The sequence below is a fragment of the Pseudomonas sp. GM78 genome, assembly GCF_000282475.1.
Lineage (GTDB): Bacteria > Pseudomonadota > Gammaproteobacteria > Pseudomonadales > Pseudomonadaceae > Aquipseudomonas.
Map to the genome: position 1 here is coordinate 1 of NZ_AKJF01000222.1, position 25,593 is coordinate 25,593.

Below are 25,593 nucleotides of genomic sequence, written 5' to 3' on the forward strand. Positions count from 1 at the left end.
CAGGTAGGGGTTTTGTTTTTGTCCGCAGGAAAAGCCGGCCGACGCCAACTTAAAGAAAATGACACGAAGGTGATTCAGCCGTTTTGGTATGGTGCAGTTCGTTTTTAACGGACCGTTTCAAACCCAGGGATCGGTGTTATTTTCAAAGAGTTGCCACAGAAATGCCCCAGCCGATTCCGATCAAAGACCACGAAAAAGAGACACGCCTGGTCAACAAGCGACTGATGGCCTGCGCTTTGTTCGTAGGCGCCATTACCTGTGCACTGGTGGTGCGCCTGTACGTCCTGCAGGTGGTGGAATTCGACTATCACTCCACGATTTCCGAAAACAACCGTGTACACGTGCTGCCGATCACGCCGACCCGAGGCTTGATCTATGACCGCAATGGCGTGGTCCTGGCGGACAATCGGCCCAGCTACAACCTGACGATCACTCGCGAACGCGCCTCCGATGTCAATCAAGAGCTGGATGAAGTGGTCAACCTGTTGCATCTGCCGACTGAAGACCGCACGGTGTTCGACAAGGCGATGAAACAGGCGCGGCATCCGTTCGTGCCGGTGACGTTGTTCTATGAACTGAGCGAGGAGCAGATCGCGATACTGGCGGTCAACGAGTTCCGCTTGCCGGGCATCGACGTCGAGCCGCAGTTCGTGCGCCATTATCCGTTGGGCGAACACTTCGCTCATTCGGTCGGCTACGTCGGACGGATCAACGAGAAAGAGTCCAAGGTGCTGGATACAGTGGAGTATCGCGGCACCCAGTCCATCGGCAAGACCGGGATCGAAAAATTCTACGAGGCGCAACTGCACGGCCATGTCGGTTACGAGGAAGTCGAAACCAATGCCCAGGGCCGCGTGCTGCGCGTACTCAAGCACACGGATCCGGTGCCCGGTGAAAACATCGTCCTGAGCCTGGACGTCAAACTGCAGGAGGCCGCCGAGCATGCCCTGGGCGATCGTCGCGGTTCAGTGGTCGCGCTTGATCCGTCGACCGGTGAAGTGCTCGCCATGGTAAGCAACCCGAGTTTCGATCCCAACCTGTTCGTCACCGGAATCAGCTCCAAGGAATATTCGACGCTACGCGATTCCATTGACCGACCGCTGTTCAACCGTGTGCTGCGCGGGCTCTACGCGCCGGGCTCGACCATCAAGCCGGAAGTCGCGATTGCCGGGCTCGACGCCGGCATCGTCACACCGCAGACCCGGGTCTTCGATCCGGGGTATTACCAACTCCCGGATTTTGATCACAAGTACCGCAACTGGAACCACAGTGGTGACGGTTGGGTGGACATGGACGCGGCGATCATGCGTTCCAACGACACCTATTTCTACGACCTCGCGCACAAGCTGGGCATCGATCGGCTGCATGACTACATGGCGATGTTTGGCCTCGGGGAAAAGGTCTCGCTGGACATGTTCGAAGAGTCCCCCGGGTTGATGCCATCCCAGGCCTGGAAGCGCGCCACGCGTCGTCAGCCATGGTTCCCTGGCGAAACCGTGATCCTCGGCATCGGTCAGGGCTACATGCAGGTCACGCCGCTGCAACTGGCCCAGGCCACGGCGCTGATTGCCAACAAAGGCGTGTGGAACCGACCGCACCTGGCCAGGACCGTGGACGGGGTCGCGCCGGTGGACGAGCATCCGATGCCCAACATCCTGCTCAAGGACCCGCGTGACTGGGAGCAGGTCAACCACGGCATGCAGATGGTCATGCACGATGCCCGCGGGATCGCCCGAGCAGCGGCAGCGGGGGCGCAGTACCGTATCGCCGGCAAGAGCGGCACCGCGCAAGTGGTGGCGATCAAGCAGGGCGAGCGTTACAACCGCGAGAAAACCCGCGAGCGCAATCGCGACAATGCCTTGTTCGTCGGTTTCGCCCCGGCCGAACATCCGCAGATCGTGATTTCGGTGATGATCGAAAACGGCGAGGCCGGTGGTCGTGTCGCCGGTCCCGTGGTGCGGCAGATCATGGACGCCTGGCTACTCGATCAGGACGGCCATCTCAAGCCGCAATACGCAGTGCCGGGCAAGGCACCGGGCGATACTCACGTCTGAACCCGCGAGGCTTCACAGCACGGGGCCTGTGCAGGCATGCAGGGCCAGGCCCTGCATGAACAAGCGAATCCATCACTGTTGCAGGATGAATGTCGCCAGGCTGTGCAGATCGTCCGGGCTTAACTGCGCGAATGGCGGCATCGGTATATCCCCCCATTTGCCACTACCGCCGTGCGCAATACTGGACGTAACCTTGGCCAGTGCCTGCGGGTCATTGGCGTACCTGGCAGCCACATCGTGATAGGCCGGCCCGACGACCTTGTGATCGATCGCGTGGCAGGACAGGCAAGCGTTGTTCTGCAGCAGGGCCGTGGCGTCGGCTTTTGCCACAGGTGCTGCCGTGGATTGGCCTGTCGACGGATACGAGGCGGCCTGCACATCGGCATCGCTCGCCCGGGCACTGCCGTAGGTCGCCGCCAGGTAGGCGCCGATGATGGTCACATCCTGATCGCTGATCGGAGCGCCGTACACGTGCTGCATCTTGCCCGCTTCTGCCGTCCACTGCGCCAGGCTCATGCCCGGAGGCTGGAAGCTGATGTAGTCGGCTGAATGGCAGATGGAACATTTCTGCTGGGCCAATGGATAGCCAGGCAGCGCACTGGGTTTGAACGCAGCCGTTTCGGGCGGCAGGGTGATCGACAATGGTGCTGCGCTGGCCATCCCGGCCAGGCAAAGTTGCGTCGCGCACAGCAAGCGGGTCATGAATTTGATGGGTTTCATGGGGCTCTCCTCAGGCGACGGTCACGTGGCTGGTTTCGACGACGTGGCGCCGGTAGCCGGCAGGGTTCCAGTCGGCTTGCAGCGGTTGTGTCTCGCCCGCGCTGTTGGTGGCTCGCACCATCAACTGTGTGGCGCCCTTGTGGGTAAAAGTGATCGCCAACGTCCACTCACGGAACGAGAAACGGCCAAGGTCCTGCCCAAGCGTGGCTTCACGCCAGACCTTTGCGCCGTCGATGGAGATTTCCACCTTGGTGATCCCCGCACCGCCGTCGAACGCGATGCCCTTGAGCGCCACGCTTTTTTTCAACGGCAACACGTCGCCCTGTTTAACGCTGGTGATGAAGCTGCGTACCGGCAATTTGGAAATTGGCCGGGTTTGTGCCGCGGTGGTGCCGGGGGCGATGCAGAAACAATCGTTATCCGGCACGCGGTAACCTTTAGCCATGAAGAAGCCGTCGTATACATGGTCGACGACTTCGATCTCGCTTAGATGCTTGACCCAGTACGTGCCGAAATAACCGGGCACTACCAGGCGTATCGGATAACCATTGAGGAAGGGCAGGTCGGTGCCGTTCATCGACCAGGCGATCATGGGCTCACCGTCCATGGCATGGCTGATGTCCAGGGCCTTGATGAACTCCGGGGTACTTGGCAGCACGGGCTTGTCGAGGCCGCGAAATGTCACTTGCCTGGCGTTGGCTTTCACCCCGGCCTTTTCCAATACGGCCTTGAGCGGTACCCCCAGCCAGCGTGCATTGCCCATCGAGCCATTGCCCAGCTGGGCGCCGAATACCCGTGGCATCGAGAAACCACGACTGTTCCCCGAGCATTGATTGACGGCTACCACTTCTACCGGCTCCGCCAGAGATTTGAGCTCTGCGAGGGACAGTGACAACGCGGTGTCGACCGCGCCCTTGACCGTCAGCCGATAGCTGTCCGGATCGATGCTGGTCGGGAAATTGGCCAGGTGGTAACGCACGAAAAAGGCGTCATTGGGGGTGATCGGCCCTTCGTTGAAAACAGCGAAGGGCGTCTCCAGGTGCGGTGGGCGAGTGGTCACCAGGGTCAGCGGCCGTTTTTGCGGATATTGCACCAGTGGCCGTGGGCCCGCCGCAAAGGTCACTTCTTCGGCGGTTTCATCGGCTGCCCTGGCGATGCTGGCCAAGGGCGAGGCGGCCAAAGCCAGGGTGAAGGCATCGCGTAGAACGCGTCGTCGGGTTGGCTTGCTGTTATCGACAAAACTGAACTTCATTCTGCGCTCTCTCTGATTGTTTTTTTGAGATGCAACCGACAGCCATCTCAGGGCGTAGAAGCATTGGGCTAGACGTGTCGCGTCACTGTTCGATGAGCAAACCAGTATCGTCACAGGCAGGTTGTCTGCTTCTCATTGAGCGTCAGTTATTTAGCAATCGGTGACAGGGGCGGGGCATGCGGGGGGCGAAAGCGTTCGCAGCGAGGGTTGTCCGGTTTACATTGTCAGTGCTGGCGGATCGCACGCAGGCGACTTGCGCAATACCCTGCTGGGTATTACCCAAGTCATCATGTTGGGGGAGCTGGCGGTGAACCGGGCGCCGGATCGGATTGATCGGGCTGAATAGAAAATCTTTTGCGGTTGTAAAACCGCCCTCAGTCAGCCCTACGCATCAACGATGAACTCGCCCGCACCTGCAACTGCGGCGTCAGGATGATGGACTCGGCGCTCTCGCCGTTAATGCGCTTGAGCAGCAACTCCACCGCATGCCGGCCCATCTGTGCCAGCGGCAGGCGCACGCTGGTCAGCGGTACGATCAGTTCGTTGGACAGCGGGATGTCGTTGTAGCCGACCACGGCAATGTCCTTGCCCGGCTGCAAGCCCTTGTCGCGCGCGGCGCCCATCAGGCCGATGGCGAGGAAGTCGTTGACCGCGAAAAATGCCTGCGGGCGCGGGTTGAGCCCCAACAGGTGGGCGCCTTGCTGGTGCCCGGTGTGGCTGTCAAAAGGACCATTGAGGATCCACTCGGGGCGTAGGGTGAGGCCTTGCTCGCGGTAGTAACGGATGAACCCGCGGGTACGGTCAGCGCCGGTAGACGCATGCCGTTCGCCAGCCAGGATCGCCACATCGCGACAGCCCAGCCGATACAGGTGTTCGGCCGCCAGCCAGCCACCCAATTCGTCGTCGCTGGCCGCCGACTTGTGCCCGGCAACCTGCCGACTGACCAGCACGTAGGGGATCTGCTTGCGCGCGAGCAAGTCGAGCAGCGGTTGGGTTTCACCCACGTGCGAATCACCCACGATCAGCCCGGCCACCGAGCGGCGCAAGGCGTGCTCGGCACGGGCCATCTGGCGCGGCTGCTGGTCGTCGGTATTGGAGACGAAGGTGAGGTAGCCGGCCTGCTCGGCGGCGCTGTCAATACTGTCATAAATGGTCGCCATCACCAGGTCGGTGAGGCGCGGCATGAGCACGCAGATCTCCTGGCTTTTGCGCAATTTCAGGTTGGATGCCTGCGTGTTCGGTCGATAATCCAGCTCTTTGGCCAACGCGCGGATGCGCTCAATGACCTCGGCCGACGCCGCTCGCTCAACCCCGGTCGGGTCGCCATTGAGCACCCGCGACACCGTGGAAACGTGCAACCCGAGTGCAGTCGCCATGGACTTTAGGGTGGCGGGGCGAGATTGATTCGGCATGTCTGAGGGGCTTCCAACCGTCCATTATTCAGGCGCGCGATTCTACCTCAATCGAGGCGTCGTTCCGGGAAAAAAACCTTTACCCAAACGATTGACTAAAACTTTTCCCCTGACTACATTTCGTCAACCCAAACGTTTGGGTAACACAATAAAAATACGCCGGACGCGGCCGACTTTTTGACTTCTGCCATCATTTTGACGAGTCAGATCCCTATGAACAGCGCAGCTATTCCGTCTTTCCGCTACCAGATTTTCTTTTTGATCATGCTGATGGCACTGCTCAACTACATTGACCGCGGCGCGATTGCCTACGCCTCGGCGAGCATTCTTCCCGAGTACGGCTTCGACAAGGCCGACTGGGGCAAGGTCCTGGGTTACTTCGGTTACGGCTACATCCTCGGGGCGTTGATCGGCGGCATCCTGGCCGACCACTTTGGCGCCAAGCGCATCTGGCTGATTGCCGGTGCCACCTGGTCGATCTTCGAGATCGCCACCGCGTTTGCCGGTGACCTGGGGCTGGCCTTCATGGGCGGTTCGGCCATGGCCGGCTTCGCCACTATCCGGGTGCTGTTCGGCTTTGCCGAAGGCCCGGCCTATTCGGTGATCAACAAGAGCGTGGCCAACTGGGCTACGCCCAAGGAGCGCGGCTTCGTGGTTTCGGTGGGGTTGCTCAGCACGCCGCTGGGTGCACTGCTGACCGCCCCGGTGGCGGTAGGCCTGCAAACCCTGACCGGCGACTGGCGCAGCATGTTCGTGGTGCTGGGTGTGATCAGCCTGGCGCTGTTGATCTTCTTCATGACGCGCTTCACCAACACCCCCGACGAGAACCCGCGGGTGACCAAGGCCGAGCGTGATTTCCTGCGCCAGGAGCGCGCCGCGGCAGCCAATGCCTCGACGCCGACCGACAGCGTTGCGCCGGTCTGGCATTTCTTCAAGAACAAGGACCTGCTGCTCAACGCGGTCGGTTACTTCTCGTTCGTGTACGTGACGTTCCTGCTGCTGACCTGGACCCCCAAATACCTGCAGGACGAGTTCCACTACAACCTGTCGTCGCTGTGGTACATGGGCATGATTCCGTGGACCGGCGCCTGCTTCACCGTGCTGCTGGGCGGCAAGATTTCCGACCTGCTGCTGCGCCGCACCGGCAACCTCAAGGTGGCGCGCAGTTGGCTGGCCGCGACCAGCCTGCTGTTGACCACGCTGTGCTTCATCCTGGTCTCGCAGGCCCAGACCGTGTGGGGCGTGATTGCCCTGATGACCCTGGCCAACGCCCTCAACGCGCTGCCCAACTCGGTCTACTGGGCGGTGGTGATCGACACCGCGCCCTCCAACCGGGTCGGCGCCTACAGCGGCATGACCCATTTCATCGCCAACACCGCTTCGTTCATCGCACCCATGCTGACCGGCTACCTGACCTTGCGCTACGGCTACTCGTCGATGTTCGTGGCGGCGGCGGTGGCCACGGCAGTCGGCATGAGCGCGATGCTGATGGTGCGTCCTGGCGGCCGGCAAGTTGCCCCTTCCCCTATACCCGCAGCCGTTTGATGGAGTTGTTCGTATGAGCCTGGCGAAGCCTGATCACCTTGGATACTTTTTTGGCCAATCGGTCATTGCGCTGGCCGAAGGTCTGCGCGCGGGTAGCTTGACCTGCGTCGAGTTGACCCAAGCAGCCCTGGACAGTATCGCGCGCCTGAATCCGACCCTGAACGCCTTCGTTCAGGTCGATGCACCGGTGGCGCTGGCCCAGGCGCGCAAGGCCGATGAGCTGTTCGCCCAGGGCCTGGACCTGGGCCCGCTGCACGGCATACCGCTGGCGGTCAAAGACAACATCGACACCTTCGACTACGTCACCACCTACGGTTCGGCGCATTTTGCAGGTTTCAAGCCGAACCGCGATGCACTGTGCGTGCAACGCCTGCGCGAGGCCGGTGCGGTGATTGTCGGCAAGACCCTGACCCACGAGTTCGCCTATGGCCCGACCGGTGACCGCTCGCTGCAGGGCGCGGCACGCAACCCGTGGGATGCCCGCTGCATCACGGGCGGTTCCAGTGCCGGCAGCGCCGCGGCAGTGGCCAGCGGCATGGTGCCGCTGGCACTGGGCACCGACACCGGCGGCTCGATCCGGATTCCGGCGGCGTTGTGCGGCACGATCGGTTTCAAGCCATCGTTTGCCAGCGTACCGTTGCAGGGCGTGTTCCCGCTGGCGTCGAGCCTCGACCACGTGGGCCCGATCGCCAACCACGTCGAGGATGCGCGCCTGTTGTTCGAGGTGGTGGCGGGGCGAGCCTGTGCGCCTGATGCCGAGCCTCGTCCCTTGCGGGTTGGCTGGATCACCTCCGGCAGCTTCGGCCCGGTCGACGCCGAGCTGGATCGGCAGGTGTACCAGGCGGCGCAGCAGTTGTTTGGCGAAGCGCTGCAGGAGACTGCCGAACTTGCGCCGCTGGCGTCCGGCATGAAAGACACCTTGCTGGTGCTGCAACGCGCCGAGGCCTTCGAGGTGCATGCCGAGCGCATGCAGGAGGCGCCGCACGCGTTCGAGCAGGAGGTGCGCGAGCGCCTCGAATTGTCGCGTGAAGTCAGGGGCTGGCAATACATCCGTGCACAGGCTGGCCAGGCAAGCTTCAAGGCGGCGATGGCACGCCTATTCGAACGCTATGACTTGTTGGTCTCGCCCAGCGTGCCGATTACCGCGACAGCGGTCGATGCGCGTGAGGTCCGGGTCGGTGAGCAGGACATCGATGTACGCGCCGCGGTGCTCAGCTACACCAGTGCCTGGAACCTCACCGGCTTGCCGGCGATCAGCCTGCCGGTGGGGCAGGTGAGGGGGATGCCGGTGGGGCTGCAGGTGATTGGCGCCGCGGGAGAGGACGATCGTTTGTTGCGGGTGATGGCCCAGCGGTTCGTGCGCAGACAGTAGTGCGGTGAACCCGTTGGTCACCGCACCCCTGCCCAGCGCTGGCGTCCTGGCCAGCGCTGCCTGATCAGTCTGGTGTGGGGGCGTCCTCGCGGATCAAACCAGCCTGTTTCAGACTTTTCCAGAACTCACCCGGAATAGGATGACTGAACCATTCCACGTTCTTGTCGATCTGGCTCAGCGTGCGGGTACCCGCGACAAACGAAGCGACCGCAGGGTGAGACACCACAAATTGCATGGCGGCGGCGGGAAGCGGCACTTCATAGTCCCGGCAGATCGATTCGATGGCGCGAACTTTTTCCAGTATGGCAGCGGGGGCGGGGGCATAGTTGTATCGAGCGCCCTGAACCGCGCCCGTGGCCAGAATGCCGGAATTGAAGCCTCCGCCGACCAACACCGAAGCGCCACGCTCCTCGCACAGTGGCAGAAACGAATCCAGGGAATCCTGCTCCAGGAGGGTGTAGCGACCCGCCATCAGGAAACAGTCAAAATCGCGCTGCTTCAAAGCTTCATGGCACACCTGCCATTCGTTTACGCCGACCCCGATGGCTTTGACCACACCCTGATCCCGTAGCGATTCCAACGCTCGCCATGCGCCATCCATGGCCTGTGCGAACACTTCAGGCTGATCGGCACCGCGGGTGAACACGTCGATGTCGTGGATGAAGCAGATGTCGATGCGCTCCAGCGCCAGGCGCTGCAGTGAGTCTTCGAACGAGCGCATGGTGCCGTCGTAGCTGTAGTCGAAAATCATCTCGTTGGGCGCGGCATTGTTCCAGGGGCTGAAATCGATCTGCTTGCGCGGCTTGGCTTTGAGTACGCGACCGACCTTGGACGAGATGACGAATTCGTCGCGCGGCTTCCAGCGCAACGAATGCCCGGTGCGAAGTTCGGCCAACCCGTGGCCATACATGGGCGCGGTATCGAACAGGCGCACGCCACCTTCCCAGGCGCGCTGGAACATGGCATCGGAGGTGGCTTCATCGGTGGGCGCGAACAAATTGCCGACCGGCGAGGTGCCGAACGCAAGGCTTGAGACTTCCAGGTTGACTCGGCCGAGTTTTCTTTTTGTTGACGGCTGCATGCGTGGATCTCCAGAAATGGCAGGTTAGGGAATTACCTTGAGGTTTTGCTGGTTTGCTGCGGGGTGAATCGCGAATCCGATGCTTGCGTGGCGATACTGGTCGGCGCAGACCCGCCGTCGATCACCCGCATGGTCACCCAGGCCACCAGGTAGGCGCTGGCGCACAGGATGAAGAGAATGTTGTAGCCCAGGTTCAATTGCTCCAATGCCTTGTAGTGGTCCAGTACGAGGCCGATGATCAACGGAAAGATCATGCCACCCACCGAGCCCGCGGTGCTGCCGATGCCCATGACCGAGGCCACCTGGGAGCGGGGAAAGTTGTCGGCAACCGTGGTGAAAATGTTCGCTGACCAACCTTGGTGGGCAGCGGCCGCCAGGCTCAGCAGCGCCACCATGGTCCACAGGTTGTCGATGTAGCTGGAGGCTGCCAGAGGGGTGACCAATACGGCCATGCACAACATGACAGCGCGCCGGGCGCGCTGTACCGGCCATCCCGCGCCGATCAGGCGCGAGGACAGCCAGCCGCCAGCGACACTGCCTACGGACGTGGCGCAATAGACGATCATCAGGGGCAGTGCCAGGTCCGCCAGGCTCAGACCGAAGCGCGAGGTGAAATAGGACGGCAGCCAGAACAGCATGAACCACCAGATGGGGTCGGTGAGAAACTTGCCCGCGATGAATGCCCATGTGGCGCGCAACGTCAGCAACGTGCGCCATTTCACGGCATGCTCGGGCTCAGCGTTGACGTCCTGGTTGATGTAGGCCAGTTCCGTGATAGATACGCGCGGATGGGCGCCAGGCTTGTCGTAGAAAAGCTTCCAGAAGATCAACCAGACAAAGCCGGTGAGCCCGGTCACCACGAACGCGGCCTGCCATCCGTAATGGCTGGCCAGCCAGGGCACGCAGGCTGGCGCGAGAATGGCACCGATGCTGGTGCCGGCCGTGAGGATGCCCACCGCCAGGGCGCGCTCCTTCTTGGGGAACCATTCGGAGACAGCCTTGATCGCCGCCGGGAAGTTGCCGGACTCTCCCAGCCCGAGCAGGGCGCGCATGATCATGAAGCTGAAGGTCGATTGCGCCGCCGCGTGGCCCACCGCTGCCAGGCTCCAGACCGCCAGGCACAACCCGTAGCCAAGCTTGGTGCCCAGTCGGTCGATCAGTCGACCGAAAATCAGCAGTCCGGCGGCATAGCACGCCTGAAAGACCACCACCAGATAGCTGTAGTCAGTCTCGCTCCAATGGAATTGCAGTTCGAGCACGGGCTTGAGCAGGCCCAGCACCTGGCGGTCCAGGTAGTTGATGGTGGTGGCGAAGAACAACAGCGCGCAAATTTTCCAGCGATAGGGGTGGGTCATGGGGCGGTCTCGTTTCTTGTTGTTTTGACGGCGTGCGCGGGCAGTTGGTCAGCACACGTCTTGCAGGCGTTGCGCGCAGGTATCCAGCACCTGGGCCTCATCGCACGTCCACCAGTGGTCGCGGGAAAAGATCTCCACTTCCACGTGGCCTCGGTACCCCGCGGCTTCGGCGCTGCGCCGGATGCCACGCAGATCGATCACGCCATCGCCCATCATGCCCCGGTCCAGCAGCATGTCCCGGGTCGGCACCAACCAGTCCGAGACGTGCAGACCGAGGATGCGGCGCTGGCGGCCGGCGCGCTGAATCTGCTGGCGAAGCCTGGGGTCCCACCAGCAGTGGTAGGCATCGATGGCGACGCCCAGCGACTGGAAACCGCCCGGCTCGATCTGCTCGCACAGGTCCAGTGCCTGTTCCAGCGTGGACAAGCAAGAGCGGTCGGCGGCATACATCGGGTGCAGGGGTTCAAGGGCCAGGGGCACGCCGTAGCTGCGGGCCTGGTCGCGAAGCATCGCAACACCTTCGGCCACCTGGGCGCGGGCTCCGGCAATGTCCCTGGAACCCTCGGGCACACCACCCACGACCATGACGAAACATTCGGCCTGAAGCTCCGAGGCCTCGGCGATAGCCGCGCAGTTGTCCAGCAGTGCGGCCTTGAATCCTTTGCTGTCCCGGGCAGTCAGGTAGGTGGATCGACAGTAGGCGTTGACCTTCAGGCCGGTGTCGCGCAATTGCCGGCGAACGGCGTTCAGGTCCTGGCCTTCCATGTCTCGTCGCCAGGGCGCAACGGCACCGAAACCGGCCCTGGCGATCAGGTCCAGAGTCTTCTGGATGGGCAAGCGATGGCCTAAGGTGGCGGTGTTGATCGAGCACAGGTCCAGTCGATTGACCAATGGACGTAGGGACATCGTATTCTCCTGGGAAAGATCGCCCGAGCCCATGAGGCCCGGGCCCGTGACTACGCGTTGACGCCGTGCACCTTCAGCAGTTGTTGCAGGCGCGCGATGGCAAGTTCCGGATGGCTCAGCAGCCCGGCCTGGTCGGCCAATCGGAACACTTCGCAGAAGTAGGCCAGTGGGCGCATGGCCTGGTGACCGTCGAGCATGGTGAAGTGATCCTGATGGCCATTGAGCCAGGCCAGGAACACGACGCCCGTCTTGTAGTACTGGGTCGGCGCACTGAAGATCAGTCGTGCCAGTGGCAGGGTGGGGGCGAGCAGCGCGTTGTAGCGCACCGGGTCACCTTGCTCCAGGGCGGTCAACGCCTGGGACGCCGCCGGGGCGATGGCATCGAAGATGCCAAGCAATGCGTGGGAGTAGCCCTGTTCATCACCTTCGATCAGCTCGGGGTAGTTGAAGTCATCGCCGGTGTACATTTTTACCGAGGCCGGCAGCCGGCGGCGCAGGGCGATTTCCTTGTCCTTGTCGAGCAGCGACAGCTTGATGCCGTCGATCTTGCTTTCGTTTTCGTGAATGATTTCCAGGCAGGTATCCAGCGCTGCTTCAAACCCGGTATTGCCCCAATAGCCCTGCAGGGCAGGGTCGAACATGTCGCCCAGCCAGTGCAGGATGACCGGAGCCTGGGCATCGCCCAGGACATTACGGTAAACCTGGCGATAGTCTTGCGGGCCCTTGGCCACGCGCGCCAAGGCACGGCTGGCCATCAGGATGATGCGCCCGCCCAGCTTGCCGATGGCTTGATGTTGCTGGTCGTAGGTGCGCAGCACGTCGTCAAGGTTGCGGGCGTCGCTGGCGGCCAGGTGATCGGTGCCGCAGCCGGAAAAGATCAGCGCGTCCTTGATGTCGCTCGTCTCCTCCAGCGTGCGCTGGATCAACTCCAGCGCCGTTGGCCAGTCCAGGCCCATGCCGCGTTGGGCCGTGTCCATGGCCTCGGCAATGCCCAGGCCCTGTTCCAGCAGATAACGCCGGTAGTGCAGCGTACGTTCCCAATCGATCGGCGCGGCGGCCCCGGAGTGCCGGGGTGCCAGGGGATCGGCCACCACATGGGCGGCGCTGAGCGCGATACGATGGCTGCTGGCGGATCTCGGAATGATTGGCAGCGGGGTGCCGACCAGCGTGTAGGGCGCAATCTTGCTCAGGTCAAACGTCGGCAATTGGATAGTCAGTGACATAACGGGGTCTCCGGCAGATCAGAATTTGGGAATCAACAAGCCGCCATCGACGGGCACGGCCTGGCCGACGGTGTAGGGCAAGCCACCCGTGGCCATGGTGGTAATGACCCTGGCTACGTCCTCGGGTGTGCCCCAGCGCTTGATTGCCGTCAGGCCGCGTTCGATCTCCGCGTCGTAGCGCGCCTTCGACGGTGCGGTCATTTCCGTTGCGATCAGCCCCGGTTGCACCTCGTATACACCGATGCCTTCGTCAGCCAGACGCACGGCGAACAGGCGCGAGGCCATGGACAGCCCCGCCTTGGAGATGCCGTATTCGCCGCGCAGCACCGACACCGCCTGCACATTGGAGGAGGTGACGGTGACGATGCAGCGGTGCACCCCTGTCGGTTGGTAAGCCAGCAAACGACGGGCGAAAGCCTGGGTCAGGAAGAACGTGCCACGGGTGTTGACCCGTTGGCAGCGGTCATAGCTCTCGGGGCTGACTTGCAGCAAGTCACCGCGGCTGGCGACCGAGACGCCGGCGTTGTTGACCAGGCAGGACAACGGGCCGATGGCCGCCTCAGCCGCATCGATCAAGGCTTCGTGGCGTTCGATGGCGGCAATGTCACCGGCCAGCGCGACGGCCTTGGACCCCAGGCCGGTCACTGTCTGCAGGGTGGCTTGCAGCGCGTCGTCCACTTGCAGGTCGACCAATGCCAGGTCAAAGCCGGCGTGTGCCAATGCAACGGCGGATGCGCGCCCGATGCCACCGCGTGCGCCGGTCACCAGTGCGGTAGGACGGATGCTCATGAGCGCCCACCCTTGGTCAGCAGTTCGCGGGCGATGATGGTGCGCTGGATCTGGTTGGTGCCTTCGTAGATCTGGGTGATCTTGGCGTCACGGTACAACCGTTCTACCTCGAATCCACGAATGAAGCCGCTGCCGCCGAACATCTGCACGGCATTGGCGGTTTGCGCCACCGCGACATCCGCGGCGAAGCATTTGGCCATCGAACAGGCGATGGTGGCGTTGTCATTGGTATCCAGTCGCTGTGCTGCGTCCTGCACCAGCAGCCGGGCCGCGCGAATGTCCTTGGCCATGTCGGCCAGCATCCATTGCAAACCCTGGTTGTCGGCAATCGGCTTGCCGAACTGTTTGCGTTGCGGCACGTATTCCAGTGCCGCCTCAAGCCCGGCCTGGGCGATACCCACCGCCAGCGACGCGATGCCCACGCGGCCTTTGTCCAACGCGCTCATCATGATGTGGAAGCCGCGGCCTTCCTGACCCAGCAGGGCATTTTCGGCCAATTCGACGTTATCGAAGTTCAGACCGCCGACCTGCGAGGCACGCTGGCCCATCTTGTGTTCCTTGGGGCCTTTGCTGACACCCGGCAGGTGGCAGTCGACGATGAAAATGCTCATGCCGCGCTTGCCCGCCTCGGGGTCGGTGCGTGCCAGCACGAACGCCAGGTCAGCGACGGGTGCGTTGTGAATCCACAGTTTGGAGCCGTTGAGTTTCCAGCCGTTGGGGGTGCGTACGGCCGTGGTGCGGATACCCGACACGTCGGAACCGGCTTCGGCCTCGGTAATGCAATAGGCCGGATGCTTGTGCGCGCTGAGCAGTTCGGGCAGGTAGCGTGCCTGTTGTTGCGCGGTGCCGTGCACTGAAAGCAGGGTGCCGATCAGTTCCAGCAAACCGCACTGGTCAGCCACTGACGCATAGCCGCGCGACAGCTCTTCCATCACCAGGGCGTAGGCCAGGCAGTCCAGCCCGGCGCCACCGAGCGCGTCTGGCACGGTGATGCCGAACAGGCCCAATTCGCCCATCTGCCGGTACAGCGCGGCCGGGAAGCTTTCTTCATGGTCGAGTTTTTCGGCGAGGGGGCGCACGGCCTGGTCGGCGAAACGGCGGGCGACATCACGAATCTGCAAGTGAATCTCAGAAAGTTGCATTGTTTTATTCCTTTCCGGTGAGCAATGAACAGTGGGTTGTTTTCAGTCTCGAGCTAGACTAGAGTGAAAAGCATGTAACCAACCGGTTATTTATTTAAGGCATCCTTTCAGGGCGCGTCAAGTGTTCTGTTCACGGGGGATGCAAACAGCGAAGCCTTCACCGGGAGATAACAAAAATGAGAAGACGCTGTTCTTCTGCAGCAGATGTCGCGACAGGCATTGCCGATGGCGCCACGGTGGCGATTTGCGGTTCGGGAACGTTGCTGGAACCTGATGCCCTGCTCAGTGCGATCGAGCACTCGTTCCTGACCACGGGGCACCCGCGCGACCTGACCATCGTCCATGCCCTGGGCATTGGCGACGGGCAGGGCAGTGGTCTTGAACGCCTGGCCCACAAGGGGCTGGTGCGCAAGGTCATAGGCGGGCACTGGAGCTGGTCGGCAAAAATGCAGCGCCTGGCCCGTGACAACGAAATCGCCGCCTATACCCTGCCGGCCGGGGTGATCATGAGCCTGATGCGCGAAATCGGCGCAGGGCGGCCGGGGCTGATCACCCATATCGGCCTGGGGACTTTCGCCGATCCGCAGGTTAACGGCGGCCGTTGCAATGAATCGGCGGTCGAAACCCTCGTCGAGCGGATCGAGATCGATGGCCGGCCATACCTGCGCTATAAACCGTTCAAAGTCGACGTGGCGCTGGTGCGTGGCAGCGTGGCCGACCCCAGCGGCAACATCACCCTGGTGCATGAAGCAGCCGACCTGGATGCCTATGCCTTGGCACTGGCGGCGCACAACAGTGGCGGCAAGGTCCATGTGCAGGTTCGGGAGCTGGGCGAAACCCCCTTTGTGCCCGCCCGCATGGTGCGCATTCCGGGGGTGCTGGTGGATCAGGTGGTGCACGTCCCGGATCAGCGTCAATGCCTCGCAGCCGATTACGACCCGCAAATCAGCGGTGAATGCCTGCCCACTTCAGACGCCGTTGAAGCGCCGCTGGCAGAGGATATCCGCCGCATCATCGCGCAGCGGGCCGCGGATGAATTCAGGCCGGGCATGTCGCTCAATTTTGGCTTCGGCATCCCGGCCGGCATCCCCTCGCTGCTCGCCGAGCGCGGGTTGCAGGACCAGTACTGGGGCACCATCGAGCAAGGCATCCACAATGGCCGAATGATGGACGGTGCGATGTTCGGCGCGGCGCGCTATCCCCAGGCGATCGTCACCTCCCTGGACCAGTTCGATTTCTACAGTGGCGGCGGGGTTGACCTGGCGTTCCTGGGGATGGGCGAAATGGACCAGTACGGCAACGTCAACGTGTCCAGCCTCGGTGGTCGGCTGGTTGGCCCCGGGGGCTTCGTCGATATCACCCAGGGTGCGCGCAAGGTGGTGTTCTGTGGCGCCTTCGAAGCCAAGGGGCTGCAAGTGGCTCGTCACGGCACGGAGCTGGAAATCGCCCGTGTCGGTGAGGTGCCAAAACTGGTGGCCGAGGTCAGTCACATCACCTTCAGCGGACCCCAGGCGCTGCTGTCTGGAAAAGAAGTGTTGTATGTCACCGAGCGTGCGGTCTTCCGGCTGGTGGAGGGCGGTGTGGAACTGATCGAGGTGGCCCAGGGCGTGGACGTTCAACGCGACGTGCTGGATCGCATGGCATTCATGCCGCTGGTGCGCGAGCCGAAGGTCGCGGCGCTGAAATGAAGACGCCCTTGCACACCTTTGCCGGCATGCAAGGGAGACACGTGGTATCAGCGCGGCCTGAGCATTCCCAGGACGGTCTCGACGTTGAAGTCGATCCGCGCCTGCAGTGCTTCGGGTGCCATGAGGTCGAAGCCGTAGATGATCTGCCCGGTGAAGCGGTTGTTGAGGTAGTAGTAGTTGATGGCAGCGATGGAGATGATCAACTGCACCGGATCCACACCTGGGCGGAACACACCCTCGGCGACGCCGCGATCAAGAATGCGGGCCACCATCTGCACCATGGAACCGTGCATGTCGTGCATCTTTTCCTGGGAGTGCTTCAGGTGCGCGGCCTTGTGCAGGTTTTCGCTGTTGACCAGGGTCAGGAAGTGCGGGTTCTTCAGGTAGTACTTCCAGGTGAACGTCACCAGCTGGGTGATCGCGGTCTGCGGGTCGAGCTCTTCGAGCTTGAGTTTGCGTTCGGCCATGCGGATGTCGTTGTAGGCGGTTTCCAGTACCGCCTGGAACAGCTCCTCCTTGCTGCCGAAGTACTCGTAGATCATGCGTTTGTTGGATTTGGCCCGCTCGGCAATGCTGTTGATGCGCGCGCCGCCAAATCCCAGCTTGGCGAACTCGACCGTGGCGGCCTTGAGGATACGCAGCTTGGTCGCCTCCGAATCGCGGGTGGCGCGCGGTGCATCTTCCGTGGGTTCAATCGTCATTCAGGTCGCTCCAGTCTCAGGCGTGTATCAAAAAGGCAGGTTTTCTCTGGGCGATCCACTGCGATCCGCGCCTGACCTGCTTGGGAAAATTCTTGGCGAAAGAGCTTAAAGGTCACTGAAAAAGTAAGCAACCGGTTGGTTATATACATTACACTTTTGGCGGGCAAGCCAGGCCAGGAGTCGTTTAGATCCCCGTTCGAAAGAGGACACTATCATGAACAATAACGCCTTGATTCATTCACTGCCTGCTCAACCCCGACACTTCGACATGTTCATCGACGGGCAATTCACTCAAGGCTCGGCCACGCGCTCGGTGACCCGCCGCAGCCCGGCCCACGATGTGCCAGTGAGCGTTTACCCTTCGGGTAGTGGAGTCGATGTCGACCAGGCAGTGGTGGCCGCGCGTCGGGCCTTCGAACAGAGTTCCTGGGCCCGCGGCAGTGGCGAGGCGCGCAGTACCGTGCTGCTCAAGACCGCCGAACTGATCCGCGAGCACTGCGAAGAGCTGGCCCTGTGCGAAACGCTGGAAACGGGCAAGCCCATTGCCCAGTCCCGTGGTGAAGTGCTGGCGTCTGCCGGCATTTGGGAATACGCCGCCGGGCAGGCGCGCGCGCTGCATGGCGATGCCTTCAATAACCTGGGCGACGACATGCTGGGCCTGGTGACCCGCGAGCCGGTAGGTGTTGTCGGGCTGATCACACCGTGGAATTTCCCGTTCTTCATTCTCGCCGAACGCCTGCCGTTCATCCTGGCGTCAGGCTGCACAGTGGTCGTCAAGCCGAGCGAGCTCACCTCCGGCACTACACTGATACTGGCGGGCCTGTTGCAACAGGCGGGCCTGCCCGATGGCGTGGTGAACGTGTTGACCGGGCCAGGCTCCGTGGTGGGCCAGGCCATTTCCGAGCACGCCGATATCGACATGGTGTCGTTCACCGGTTCCACCGAGGTCGGCAGGCTGACGCTGGCCGCGGCCGCCGGCAACATGAAGAAAGCCGGCCTGGAACTGGGTGGCAAGAACCCGCAGGTGGTGTTCGCCGATGCCGACCTGGATGCCGCTGCCGATGCCATCGTCTTCGGGATCTGCTTTAACGCCGGCCAATGCTGCGTCAGTGGCAGCCGGTTGCTGGTGCACCGTTCAGTGGAACAGGAGCTCACGGCGAAAATTCTCGAACTGCTGGAGAGGGTTCGCATCGGCGATCCGCTGGATGAGGCCACCCAGGTGGGATCGATCACTGAGCTGCGCCAGATGGAGCGCATCCTGGGCTACGTCGGCCAGGGCAGCAGCGAAGGTGCGCAACTGCTGACCGGCGGGTATCGAATCGAGTCGCCGCAGGGCATGTACCTGCAACCTGCGGTTTTTTCCCAGGTAACGCCACAGATGACCTTGGCGCGTGAAGAAATCTTTGGCCCGGTGCTGACCATCACCGCCTTCGACGATTTTGATCAGGCGATGCAGATCGCCAACGACACACCGTTCGGCCTGGCGGCCAGTGTATGGAGCCGTGACATGAACACTTCGCTGCGGGCCATGCGCCAGATAAAGGCGGGCCGGGTGTGGGTCAACACCACCATCGCCGGTGGCCCGGAACTGCCTTCCGGAGGCTTCAAGCAATCGGGCATCGGCCGCGAAACCGGACGCTACGGCGTCGAGGAGTACACCGAGGTCAAGTCCGTGCACCTGCAACTGGGCGAGCGGGCTCGCTGGGTACAGGACTGAGCCCGGGCAGCATCGACCCGAGGACAACAATAAAAACTGAGGTATCACTATGTATGATTTCGTCATTATCGGCGGCGGTTCGGCCGGTTGTGTGCTGGCGGCCCGGTTGAGCGAGGCCGACAACGTCAAGGTGCTGTTGCTCGAAGCCGGTCCCGCGGACACCAATCCGTACATTCACATGCCCGTAGGCTTTTTCAAAATGACCGGAGGGCCCCTGACCTGGGGTTTCAACACGGTCGACCAGGCCACCATGAAAAACCGCTCGATCGTGTATCCGCAAGGGCGGGTACTGGGCGGCAGCGGCTCGATCAACGCCATGGTCTATACCCGGGGCAACGCCCGCGACTACGACGATTGGGAGCGTGAGGAAGGCTGCCAGGGCTGGTCCTATCGCGACGTGCTGCCTTATTTCCGGCGTGCCGAGGACAATGAGCGTTTTTCCAATGAGTACCACGGTACCGGCGGACCGCTGGGAGTGTCCGATCCCATCAGCCTCAACGAGGTGAGCAAGGCCTTCATTCGATCGGCTCAGGAAGCGGGGATCCCGCATAACCCGGATTTCAACGGCGCTAAACAGGAAGGCTGCGGTGCCTATCAAGTGACCCTGCGCAATGGCCGGCGTTGCAGCACGGCCCAGGGCTACCTGAACAAGGCGGTGCGCAAGCGGCCGAACCTGACGATACAGACCGAGTGCCTGGTCACTCGGGTGCGCATCGAAAACGGCCGTGCCACCGGTGTGGAGTACGTTCAGGGGCGGGATTCGCGCGAGGTTCGTTTTGCCCAGGCGGCACGCGAAGTGGTGGTGGCCGCGGGCGCCATCGGTTCGCCGAAGATCCTGATGCTGTCGGGCGTCGGGCCCGCGCAGGAGCTGTCGCGGCACGGCATTGCCGTGCACAAGGATCTTCCGGGCGTGGGGCAGAACCTGCAGGACCATTTCGACATCGATATCGTCTGCGAACTGAAGGAGCCCAAGAGCCTGGACCGCTACGCGAAACCCCACATGACCCTGTGGGCGGGCCTTGAGTACCTGTTGTTCAACAAGGGGCCGGTCACCTCCAACATCGCCGAGGCCGGCGCGTTCTGGTACGGCGATTCCCGTTCCCAGACCCCGGATCTGCAGTTCCACTTTCTCCCGGGCGCCGGGGTCGAGGCGGGGATACCTCCGGTGCCCTCGGGTTCGGGGTGCACGTTGAATTCCTATTTCCTGCGCCCGCGCAGCCGAGGCCGGGTCACGCTCAACAGCGCCGATCCATTGCAGGCGCCATCGATCGATCCGGCCTACATCAGCGACCCTTACGACCTGCACGTGTCGGTCGAAGGCATCAAGCTCAGCCGGGAAATCCTGTCCCAGCCTTCCCTGGCGCGGTACATCAAGTCCGAGCACTTCCCCGGCAGCCGGGTCAAGACCCAGGCGGACTATGAGGCTTACGCACGGGAAAGCGGTCGCACCGGCTATCACCCGGTGGGCACCTGCAAGATGGGTGTCGACGATCAATCGGTGGTCGATCCGCAACTGCGGGTATACGGCGTAGCGGGGTTGCGCGTCATCGATTCCTCGGTGATGCCTCGACTCAACAGTGCCAACACCAATGCCCCTTCTATCATGATCGCCGAGAAGGGCGCAGACCTGCTGCTGGGGCGCCAGTTGCCGCCTTCCGAAGTGCGCTCAGTCGTCGATCAGGTCGTACTGGATCGCGCTCACTGACGCCTTGCCGGTAGTCCCGGTGGGTGCGTCGCGCTAACCGGGACTGCTGTTTTCCAATCTCTTGCGATTAAACATTCGTGCGAATGATTGCATCTTGGATGGTATGGATTTATAAATAACCGGTTGGTTACATAAAACTATAAAAATACTGATTATCCGGTGCCCGGCACCTGGAGGGAACATGAACAAAAATGACAAAGACCCGACAAATCAATTCGAATTCAGCCGTCGCAAACTGCTCATCGGCGCAGCCAGCCTGGCAGGCGCGGGCGCTGTGGCCAGCCTCTTTCCCAGGGTGCTCTGGGCCCAGGAGCAGGTAACGTTTTCCAACGCCTTCCGCTCCATGACCAACCCTTACCACGCACTGTTCAACCGCGGTGGCGAAGCCTTCGCGACCAGTCAGAAGGCTGCCTATTCGCCCCTGGTCAGCGAAGGCAACTCGCAGAAGAGCATCGCCGACATCCGCGCGCTGATCTCCAAGACCAATGGCAACCTGGTCCTGACCGTCGATCCCAATGACTCGGCCGATACCCGCGCGATCATCGAAGAATGCGTGAAGGCGGGCGTCTACATCACCACCATCTGGAACAAGCCTGACGACATGCATCCCTGGGACTACAACCCCTACTGGGTGTCGCACCTGTCCGAAGACGGCGAGGCCGTGGGCGAGGAAATGGCCACGCAACTGTTCGAGGCCATGGGCGGCAAGGGCGGCGTCGTAGCCCTGGGTGGCATCCTCAGCAATGTGCCGGCGATCAACCGTCGCAAGGGTCTGGACGCCGCGCTGAAAAAATACCCGGACATCAAACTGCTGGACTTCCAACCGGCCGACTGGAGCGCCAACAAGGCCTTCGCCATCGTTCAGTCGTGGCTGACGCGCTTCGGCAGCGACCTGAACGGCATCTGGTCGTGCAACGACGACATGGGCATGGGTGCCCTGGAAGCACTGCGCGGGGAAGGCCTGGCGGGCAGCATCCCGATCGTCGGCATGGACGGCACCGAGCAGGCGGTGCAGGCGATCCGCTCGGGCGAGTACATCGCCACCAGCACCATCGATCCCTACTGGGTCGGCAGCGTGGGCCTGGCGCTGGGCTATGCCGCCAAGACAGGCAAGCTGGACCCGGCCAGGGAGCCTCGCGAACACCGCGAGTTCTACATCCGTCCGCAAATGGTCAACAGGAAAAACGCCGAAGTGTTCTTCAACGCCAACTTCAAGACGCCGCCAACCCTGGATGTCACGGACTACTGGTCACGCGTGGCAGGGCCTATCCGCTACGACTCCTAGCCACTCGTCGTTGCCTGCATTCGTGGCGCGATGGCGCGCCAGATCCGTCATTCCCTGTCTTCCGGAGTTTTCGTCATGGCCCGTCTGAGACGGTTTTCATCGTTAATCGTATTGCTGCTCATCGGCTTGCTGGTGGGTTCGATCAACCACCACTTTTTTGATCCCATGAACCTGACGCGCATCGCCACGGCGTCGACGATTCCCTTGCTCATGGCATTGGGCGGAATGTTTGTGATCCAGATGGGCAGTATCGACCTGTCGGTCGAGGGTGTGGTGGCCATTGCCGCCGTCTGCTTCTCTCTGCTGATCTCCAACACACTGAACGCTCACTCCATCGGGCTCTGGGCGTTACCGGTCGCCGTAGTGGTCGGTGCGCTGATGGGATTGGTCAACGGACTGCTCCAGGTCAGGCTGCGCATTCCTTCGTTCATCGGCACGCTGGGCCTGGGCTTTGTCGGTATAGGCCTGGCCACTGCGCTGTTGCAGGGCAATACGGTGCGTGTGGTCGACATGGATGTGCGCGCCGTGGCGTTGCATCGCCTGCTGGGGCTGCCCCTGTCGGTCTGGATTGTCGGCGTGGCGCTGATCATCGCCCATGTGGTGTCGCGTCATACCGTGTTGGGGCGCCATGCCCTGGCCATCGGCGGTGCCGAAGACCTGGCGCGCCTCAACGGTGTGCGAGTAGGGCGTATTCGAATTGCCGTATTCGCACTGGCCGGTGGTTTTTATGGTCTGGCGGCGATCCTGGCGGTGGCTCAGTTTGGCCAGGGCCATGCGCTGATTGCCCAGGGGCAACTGTTCACCGCGATCACGGCAATTGTCGTCGGGGGCTGCTCGTTGGCAGGCGGCAATGGCAGCCCGTTTGGAACGTTGCTTGGGGTCCTGATTGTGGTGGTACTGAGCAACGGCATGGTGTTGATGGGGATCCCTCCCTACGTCCAGCAGGGCGTTCAGGGTGTATTGATCATTGTGGCCGTGGCCATGGCGCTTGACCGTGCGAAAGCACGCGTCGTGAAGTGAGGACGCATCATGCTCGCACTCAAGAATGTCAGTAAACGCTTCAACGGCATCACGGTCCTGAAGAACATCTCCATCGAAGTCAGGGAAAACGAAGTGGTCGGGTTGATCGGCGAGAACGGTGCCGGCAAATCCACCCTGATGAAGATTCTGACCGGTGTCTATCAGCCCGATGACGGCCATCTGGAACTCGACGGCCAGCCGGTGACCCTCGATGGGCCTCGCGGTGCCACCGCCAAGGGCATCGCCATGGTTTACCAGGAGCAATCGATCCTGACCAATCTGTCGGTGGCGGAGAACCTGTTCCTGGGCCGCGAAGCCGAATTCACCCGACTGGGCTTCATCAACTGGAAAAAGCTATACGCGGCAGCGCGCTTCCAGTTGGCCAAGGTCAATCTGGATATCGACCCCGGCACGTTGTGCAGCGAACTGAGTTTCGGCCAACGGCAGATGGTTGAACTGGCCAAGTCGCTGGCCTTGGAGGAGATGACCGATGGACAGTTGGTGATCCTGCTGGATGAGCCGACGTCCGCACTGGAACAGAAGGAAATCGACACCTTGTTCCGCCTGGTGCGTCAGCTCAAAAGCCGTGCCTCGTTCATCTTCGTTTCGCACCGCCTCGACGAGCTGCTGGAACTCAGTGACCGGGTGTACGTGCTCAAGGACGGCGAGGTGGTGTCGCAGATGCCGGCGGCCGATGCCACCAAAGACCACCTGCATACCTTGATGGTCGGTCGGTCGCTGCACACCGAGTACTACCGCGAATCCCTGCAGCAGGCCTGCAACGAGGACGATGTGGTGTTGAAGGTCGAGGGGTTGGCGCTCAAGGGCGTATTCGACGCGCTGGATTTCCAGTTGCGGCGTGGCGAAGTGCTGGGCATTGCCGGTGTGATCGGCTCCGGCCGCGAGGAACTCTGCCGTGTATTGGCCGGGTTGATGGGCAAGAGCGGTGGCGCGATAACGGTCCATGGCAAGTTGCTTCGCGATCACGGTGCCGCCGCCTCGATCAAGGCGGGCATTGGCTATGTACCGCGCGAGCGCAAGGTGGAAGGCATCGTTTCCATGCTCAGCGTGGCCCAGAACATGACCTTGGCACGCATCGGGCAGGTGACCTCTTTTGGCCTGCTGGAAACAGGTAAGGAGCGGGCGATCGCCGAAGACTGGATATCCCGGCTGCACATCAAGACGCCTGGGCCAGATGCGTTGTTGCTGAACCTCAGTGGGGGTAACCAGCAGAAGGTGGTGCTGGCCAAGTGGCGCAATGCGCAGTCATCGATCCTGATTCTCGACCATCCTACCCGCGGCCTGGATGTGGGCGCCAAGGAGGATGTCTATGAGCTCGTCCGAGAGATTACGGCTCAGGGCGTGTCGGTGATTCTCACGGCCGACACCCTTGAGGAGATGATCGGGCTTAGCCACAGGATTCTGGTGATGCGCGATGGCGAGTTTGCCCAGTCCTTCGATTGTCCTCCCGGTTGCAAACCGCAACAGGTCGATCTCATCAAACACATGGTGTGAGGTTCCCTATGCCTATTTCCCTGATTGATTTTCGCAGCCAGGCCCCCCTGCTGGCTTTGCTGTTGCTCATGGCGCTGATCACCGGTTACGACCCTGGCTTCATCCAGCCCACGGCGGTGCTGGGGCTGGCGGCCGACACGGCGGCCCTGTTCATCATGGCCACGGGTATCACGTTTGTGGTGCTCATCGGTGGTATCGACCTGTCGTCCCAGGCGGTGGCTTCGATGGCCAGTGTCATCGTCGCGTTGCTGCTGCCTAATTTCGGTACCTGGTCCGTTCCCGCCGCCATTGCCGCAGGTGCTGCGGCCGGGGCGATCAGCGGCGTGCTGCACACTCGTCTGCGCTTGCCTTCCTTCATCGTCACCCTGGCCGTTGGCGGCGTGGTCGCCAGTTTGAACATGCTGTGGTCGGGCAACCGTACCCTCAACATCGAAGCCGCCGACCGAGCCGCTTCCTTCGGCTGGGTGATTGGACAAAGCGCCGGTATTCCCAACGAAGTCTGGGTGGCCATTGCGGTGATGATCCTGTGTGTGGTGATCCATCGCAAAACGGCGTTCGGCCGATTTACCAACGCGATTGGCTGCGGTGAATCCGCGGCATGGGCCTCCGGGATCAATGTGTTGCGGGTGAAAATCATCAGCTTCGCGTTGTCCGGCGGCCTGGCGGCACTTTCCGGGGTGATGATGGCCGGTCGTTTGTCGAGTGGCTCGCCCACGCTGGCCAACGAATTCCTGCTGCCGGCCATCGCTGCCGTTTTGGTGGGCGGCACTGCATTGACCGGTGGGGTTGGCGGCATCTGGCGCACGCTGATCGGAGCGTTGCTGGTTTCCGTTGTTCGCATCGGCATGACGTTTGTGGGCGTCAGCGTATTTGCGCAACAGATTGTCTTTGGCGTGATCCTGATCATCGCGGTGGCGTTCACCATCGACCGGTCGAAACTGCCGGTCGTCAAATAATAGAAGAGGGTATGCATTCAATATGAAAGTGCTTGTTGCGGTAAAAAGGGTGGTCGACTACAACGTCAAGGTCCGCGTCAAGGCGGACCATTCCGGCGTCGACCTCGCCAACGTCAAAATGTCGATGAACCCGTTCTGCGAGATCGCCGTGGAAG

At 61.9% G+C, this 25,593-nt stretch carries 20 protein-coding genes and 2 pseudogenes; 12 read left to right on the forward strand and 10 right to left on the reverse strand.

What is annotated here, in order from left to right:
• The first annotated feature begins 161 nt into the window (after positions 1-161).
• Positions 162-2,054: a penicillin-binding protein 2 gene (mrdA, locus tag PMI35_RS00735; protein WP_008066465.1), complete on the forward strand. Its 1,893-nt coding sequence runs from the start codon at positions 162-164 to the stop codon at positions 2,052-2,054.
• A gap of 72 nt (positions 2,055-2,126) precedes the next feature.
• Here the strand turns inward: mrdA and sorB are convergent, their stop codons facing one another.
• Positions 2,127-2,774 carry a SorB family sulfite dehydrogenase c-type cytochrome subunit gene (sorB, locus tag PMI35_RS00730; protein ID WP_008066467.1) on the reverse strand — a complete coding sequence of 216 codons (648 nt, stop codon included), beginning with the start codon at positions 2,772-2,774 and terminating at the stop codon, positions 2,127-2,129.
• Positions 2,775-2,784: 10 nt separating this feature from the next.
• Complete coding sequence (gene sorA / locus PMI35_RS00725) at positions 2,785-4,026, reverse strand: SorA family sulfite dehydrogenase catalytic subunit (protein ID WP_008066469.1); 1,242 nt, start codon at positions 4,024-4,026, stop codon at positions 2,785-2,787.
• Between the two features lie 247 nt (positions 4,027-4,273).
• Between sorA and PMI35_RS36055 the strand changes: the two are divergent.
• Positions 4,274-4,372: pseudogene (locus PMI35_RS36055) on the forward strand (DUF6124 family protein); the annotation flags it as partial.
• Positions 4,373-4,400: 28 nt separating this feature from the next.
• Here the strand turns inward: PMI35_RS36055 and PMI35_RS00720 are convergent.
• A complete protein-coding gene (locus PMI35_RS00720; RefSeq protein WP_008066471.1) occupies positions 4,401-5,438 on the reverse strand; it encodes a LacI family DNA-binding transcriptional regulator in 1,038 nt (345 codons plus the stop codon).
• Positions 5,439-5,651: 213 nt separating this feature from the next.
• Between PMI35_RS00720 and PMI35_RS00715 the strand changes: the two genes are divergently transcribed.
• Positions 5,652-6,983 (forward strand): MFS transporter, encoded by a 1,332-nt coding sequence (locus tag PMI35_RS00715; RefSeq protein ID WP_008066474.1) that lies wholly within the window; start codon positions 5,652-5,654, stop codon positions 6,981-6,983.
• Positions 6,984-6,996: 13 nt separating this feature from the next.
• A complete protein-coding gene (locus tag PMI35_RS00710) occupies positions 6,997-8,355 on the forward strand; it encodes an amidase (protein WP_008066477.1) in 1,359 nt (452 codons plus the stop codon).
• A gap of 64 nt (positions 8,356-8,419) precedes the next feature.
• On the opposite strand, the gene PMI35_RS00705 is transcribed toward PMI35_RS00710, so the two are convergent.
• From PMI35_RS00705 to PMI35_RS00680, 6 genes are read right to left on the reverse strand one after another with little or no spacing between them, the layout of a single operon-like run.
• Positions 8,420-9,436, reverse strand: a complete 1,017-nt coding sequence (locus tag PMI35_RS00705; RefSeq protein ID WP_008066479.1) for an aldo/keto reductase — start codon at positions 9,434-9,436, stop codon at positions 8,420-8,422.
• 32 nt (positions 9,437-9,468) lie between these two features.
• Positions 9,469-10,791, reverse strand: coding sequence for an MFS transporter (locus tag PMI35_RS00700; RefSeq protein WP_008066482.1), 1,323 nt, complete (start codon positions 10,789-10,791; stop codon positions 9,469-9,471).
• A 48-nt stretch (positions 10,792-10,839) separates the two neighbouring features.
• Positions 10,840-11,697: a sugar phosphate isomerase/epimerase family protein gene (locus tag PMI35_RS00695; RefSeq protein ID WP_008066486.1), complete on the reverse strand. Its 858-nt coding sequence runs from the start codon at positions 11,695-11,697 to the stop codon at positions 10,840-10,842.
• 50 nt (positions 11,698-11,747) lie between these two features.
• A complete protein-coding gene (locus PMI35_RS00690; RefSeq protein WP_008066495.1) occupies positions 11,748-12,920 on the reverse strand; it encodes a dihydrodipicolinate synthase family protein in 1,173 nt (390 codons plus the stop codon).
• An 18-nt stretch (positions 12,921-12,938) separates the two neighbouring features.
• Entirely contained in the window at positions 12,939-13,709 is a 771-nt protein-coding gene (locus tag PMI35_RS00685; protein ID WP_008066503.1) for a 3-ketoacyl-ACP reductase, read from the reverse strand.
• Positions 13,706-14,851 (reverse strand): acyl-CoA dehydrogenase family protein, encoded by a 1,146-nt coding sequence (locus PMI35_RS00680; RefSeq protein WP_008066505.1) that lies wholly within the window; start codon positions 14,849-14,851, stop codon positions 13,706-13,708. The genes PMI35_RS00685 and PMI35_RS00680 overlap by 4 nt, the downstream gene beginning before the upstream one ends.
• A gap of 176 nt (positions 14,852-15,027) precedes the next feature.
• Here PMI35_RS00680 and PMI35_RS00675 point away from each other — a divergent pair, with 176 nt between their 5' ends.
• Positions 15,028-16,539 carry an acyl CoA:acetate/3-ketoacid CoA transferase gene (locus tag PMI35_RS00675; RefSeq protein WP_008066506.1) on the forward strand — a complete coding sequence of 504 codons (1,512 nt, stop codon included), beginning with the start codon at positions 15,028-15,030 and terminating at the stop codon, positions 16,537-16,539.
• A gap of 47 nt (positions 16,540-16,586) precedes the next feature.
• On the opposite strand, the gene PMI35_RS00670 is transcribed toward PMI35_RS00675, so the two are convergent.
• Positions 16,587-17,240: a TetR family transcriptional regulator gene (locus tag PMI35_RS00670; protein WP_008066507.1), complete on the reverse strand. Its 654-nt coding sequence runs from the start codon at positions 17,238-17,240 to the stop codon at positions 16,587-16,589.
• A 214-nt stretch (positions 17,241-17,454) separates the two neighbouring features.
• On the opposite strand from PMI35_RS00670, the gene PMI35_RS00665 reads away from it, so the two are divergent.
• From PMI35_RS00665 to PMI35_RS34805, 7 genes and pseudogenes are all read left to right on the forward strand, one after another.
• A complete protein-coding gene (locus PMI35_RS00665; protein WP_008066508.1) occupies positions 17,455-18,957 on the forward strand; it encodes an aldehyde dehydrogenase family protein in 1,503 nt (500 codons plus the stop codon).
• A gap of 49 nt (positions 18,958-19,006) precedes the next feature.
• A complete protein-coding gene (locus tag PMI35_RS00660) occupies positions 19,007-20,662 on the forward strand; it encodes a GMC family oxidoreductase (RefSeq protein ID WP_008066510.1) in 1,656 nt (551 codons plus the stop codon).
• Positions 20,663-20,843: 181 nt separating this feature from the next.
• Positions 20,844-21,947: a sugar ABC transporter substrate-binding protein gene (locus PMI35_RS00655; RefSeq protein ID WP_008066512.1), complete on the forward strand. Its 1,104-nt coding sequence runs from the start codon at positions 20,844-20,846 to the stop codon at positions 21,945-21,947.
• Between the two features lie 75 nt (positions 21,948-22,022).
• Positions 22,023-22,967, forward strand: coding sequence for an ABC transporter permease (locus PMI35_RS00650; protein WP_008066514.1), 945 nt, complete (start codon positions 22,023-22,025; stop codon positions 22,965-22,967).
• Between the two features lie 9 nt (positions 22,968-22,976).
• Positions 22,977-24,482 carry a sugar ABC transporter ATP-binding protein gene (locus tag PMI35_RS00645; protein WP_008066516.1) on the forward strand — a complete coding sequence of 502 codons (1,506 nt, stop codon included), beginning with the start codon at positions 22,977-22,979 and terminating at the stop codon, positions 24,480-24,482.
• Positions 24,483-24,490: 8 nt separating this feature from the next.
• Entirely contained in the window at positions 24,491-25,438 is a 948-nt protein-coding gene (locus PMI35_RS00640) for an ABC transporter permease (RefSeq protein WP_008066517.1), read from the forward strand.
• 22 nt (positions 25,439-25,460) lie between these two features.
• Positions 25,461-25,593 (forward strand): annotated as a pseudogene (locus PMI35_RS34805) (electron transfer flavoprotein subunit beta/FixA family protein); the annotation flags it as partial.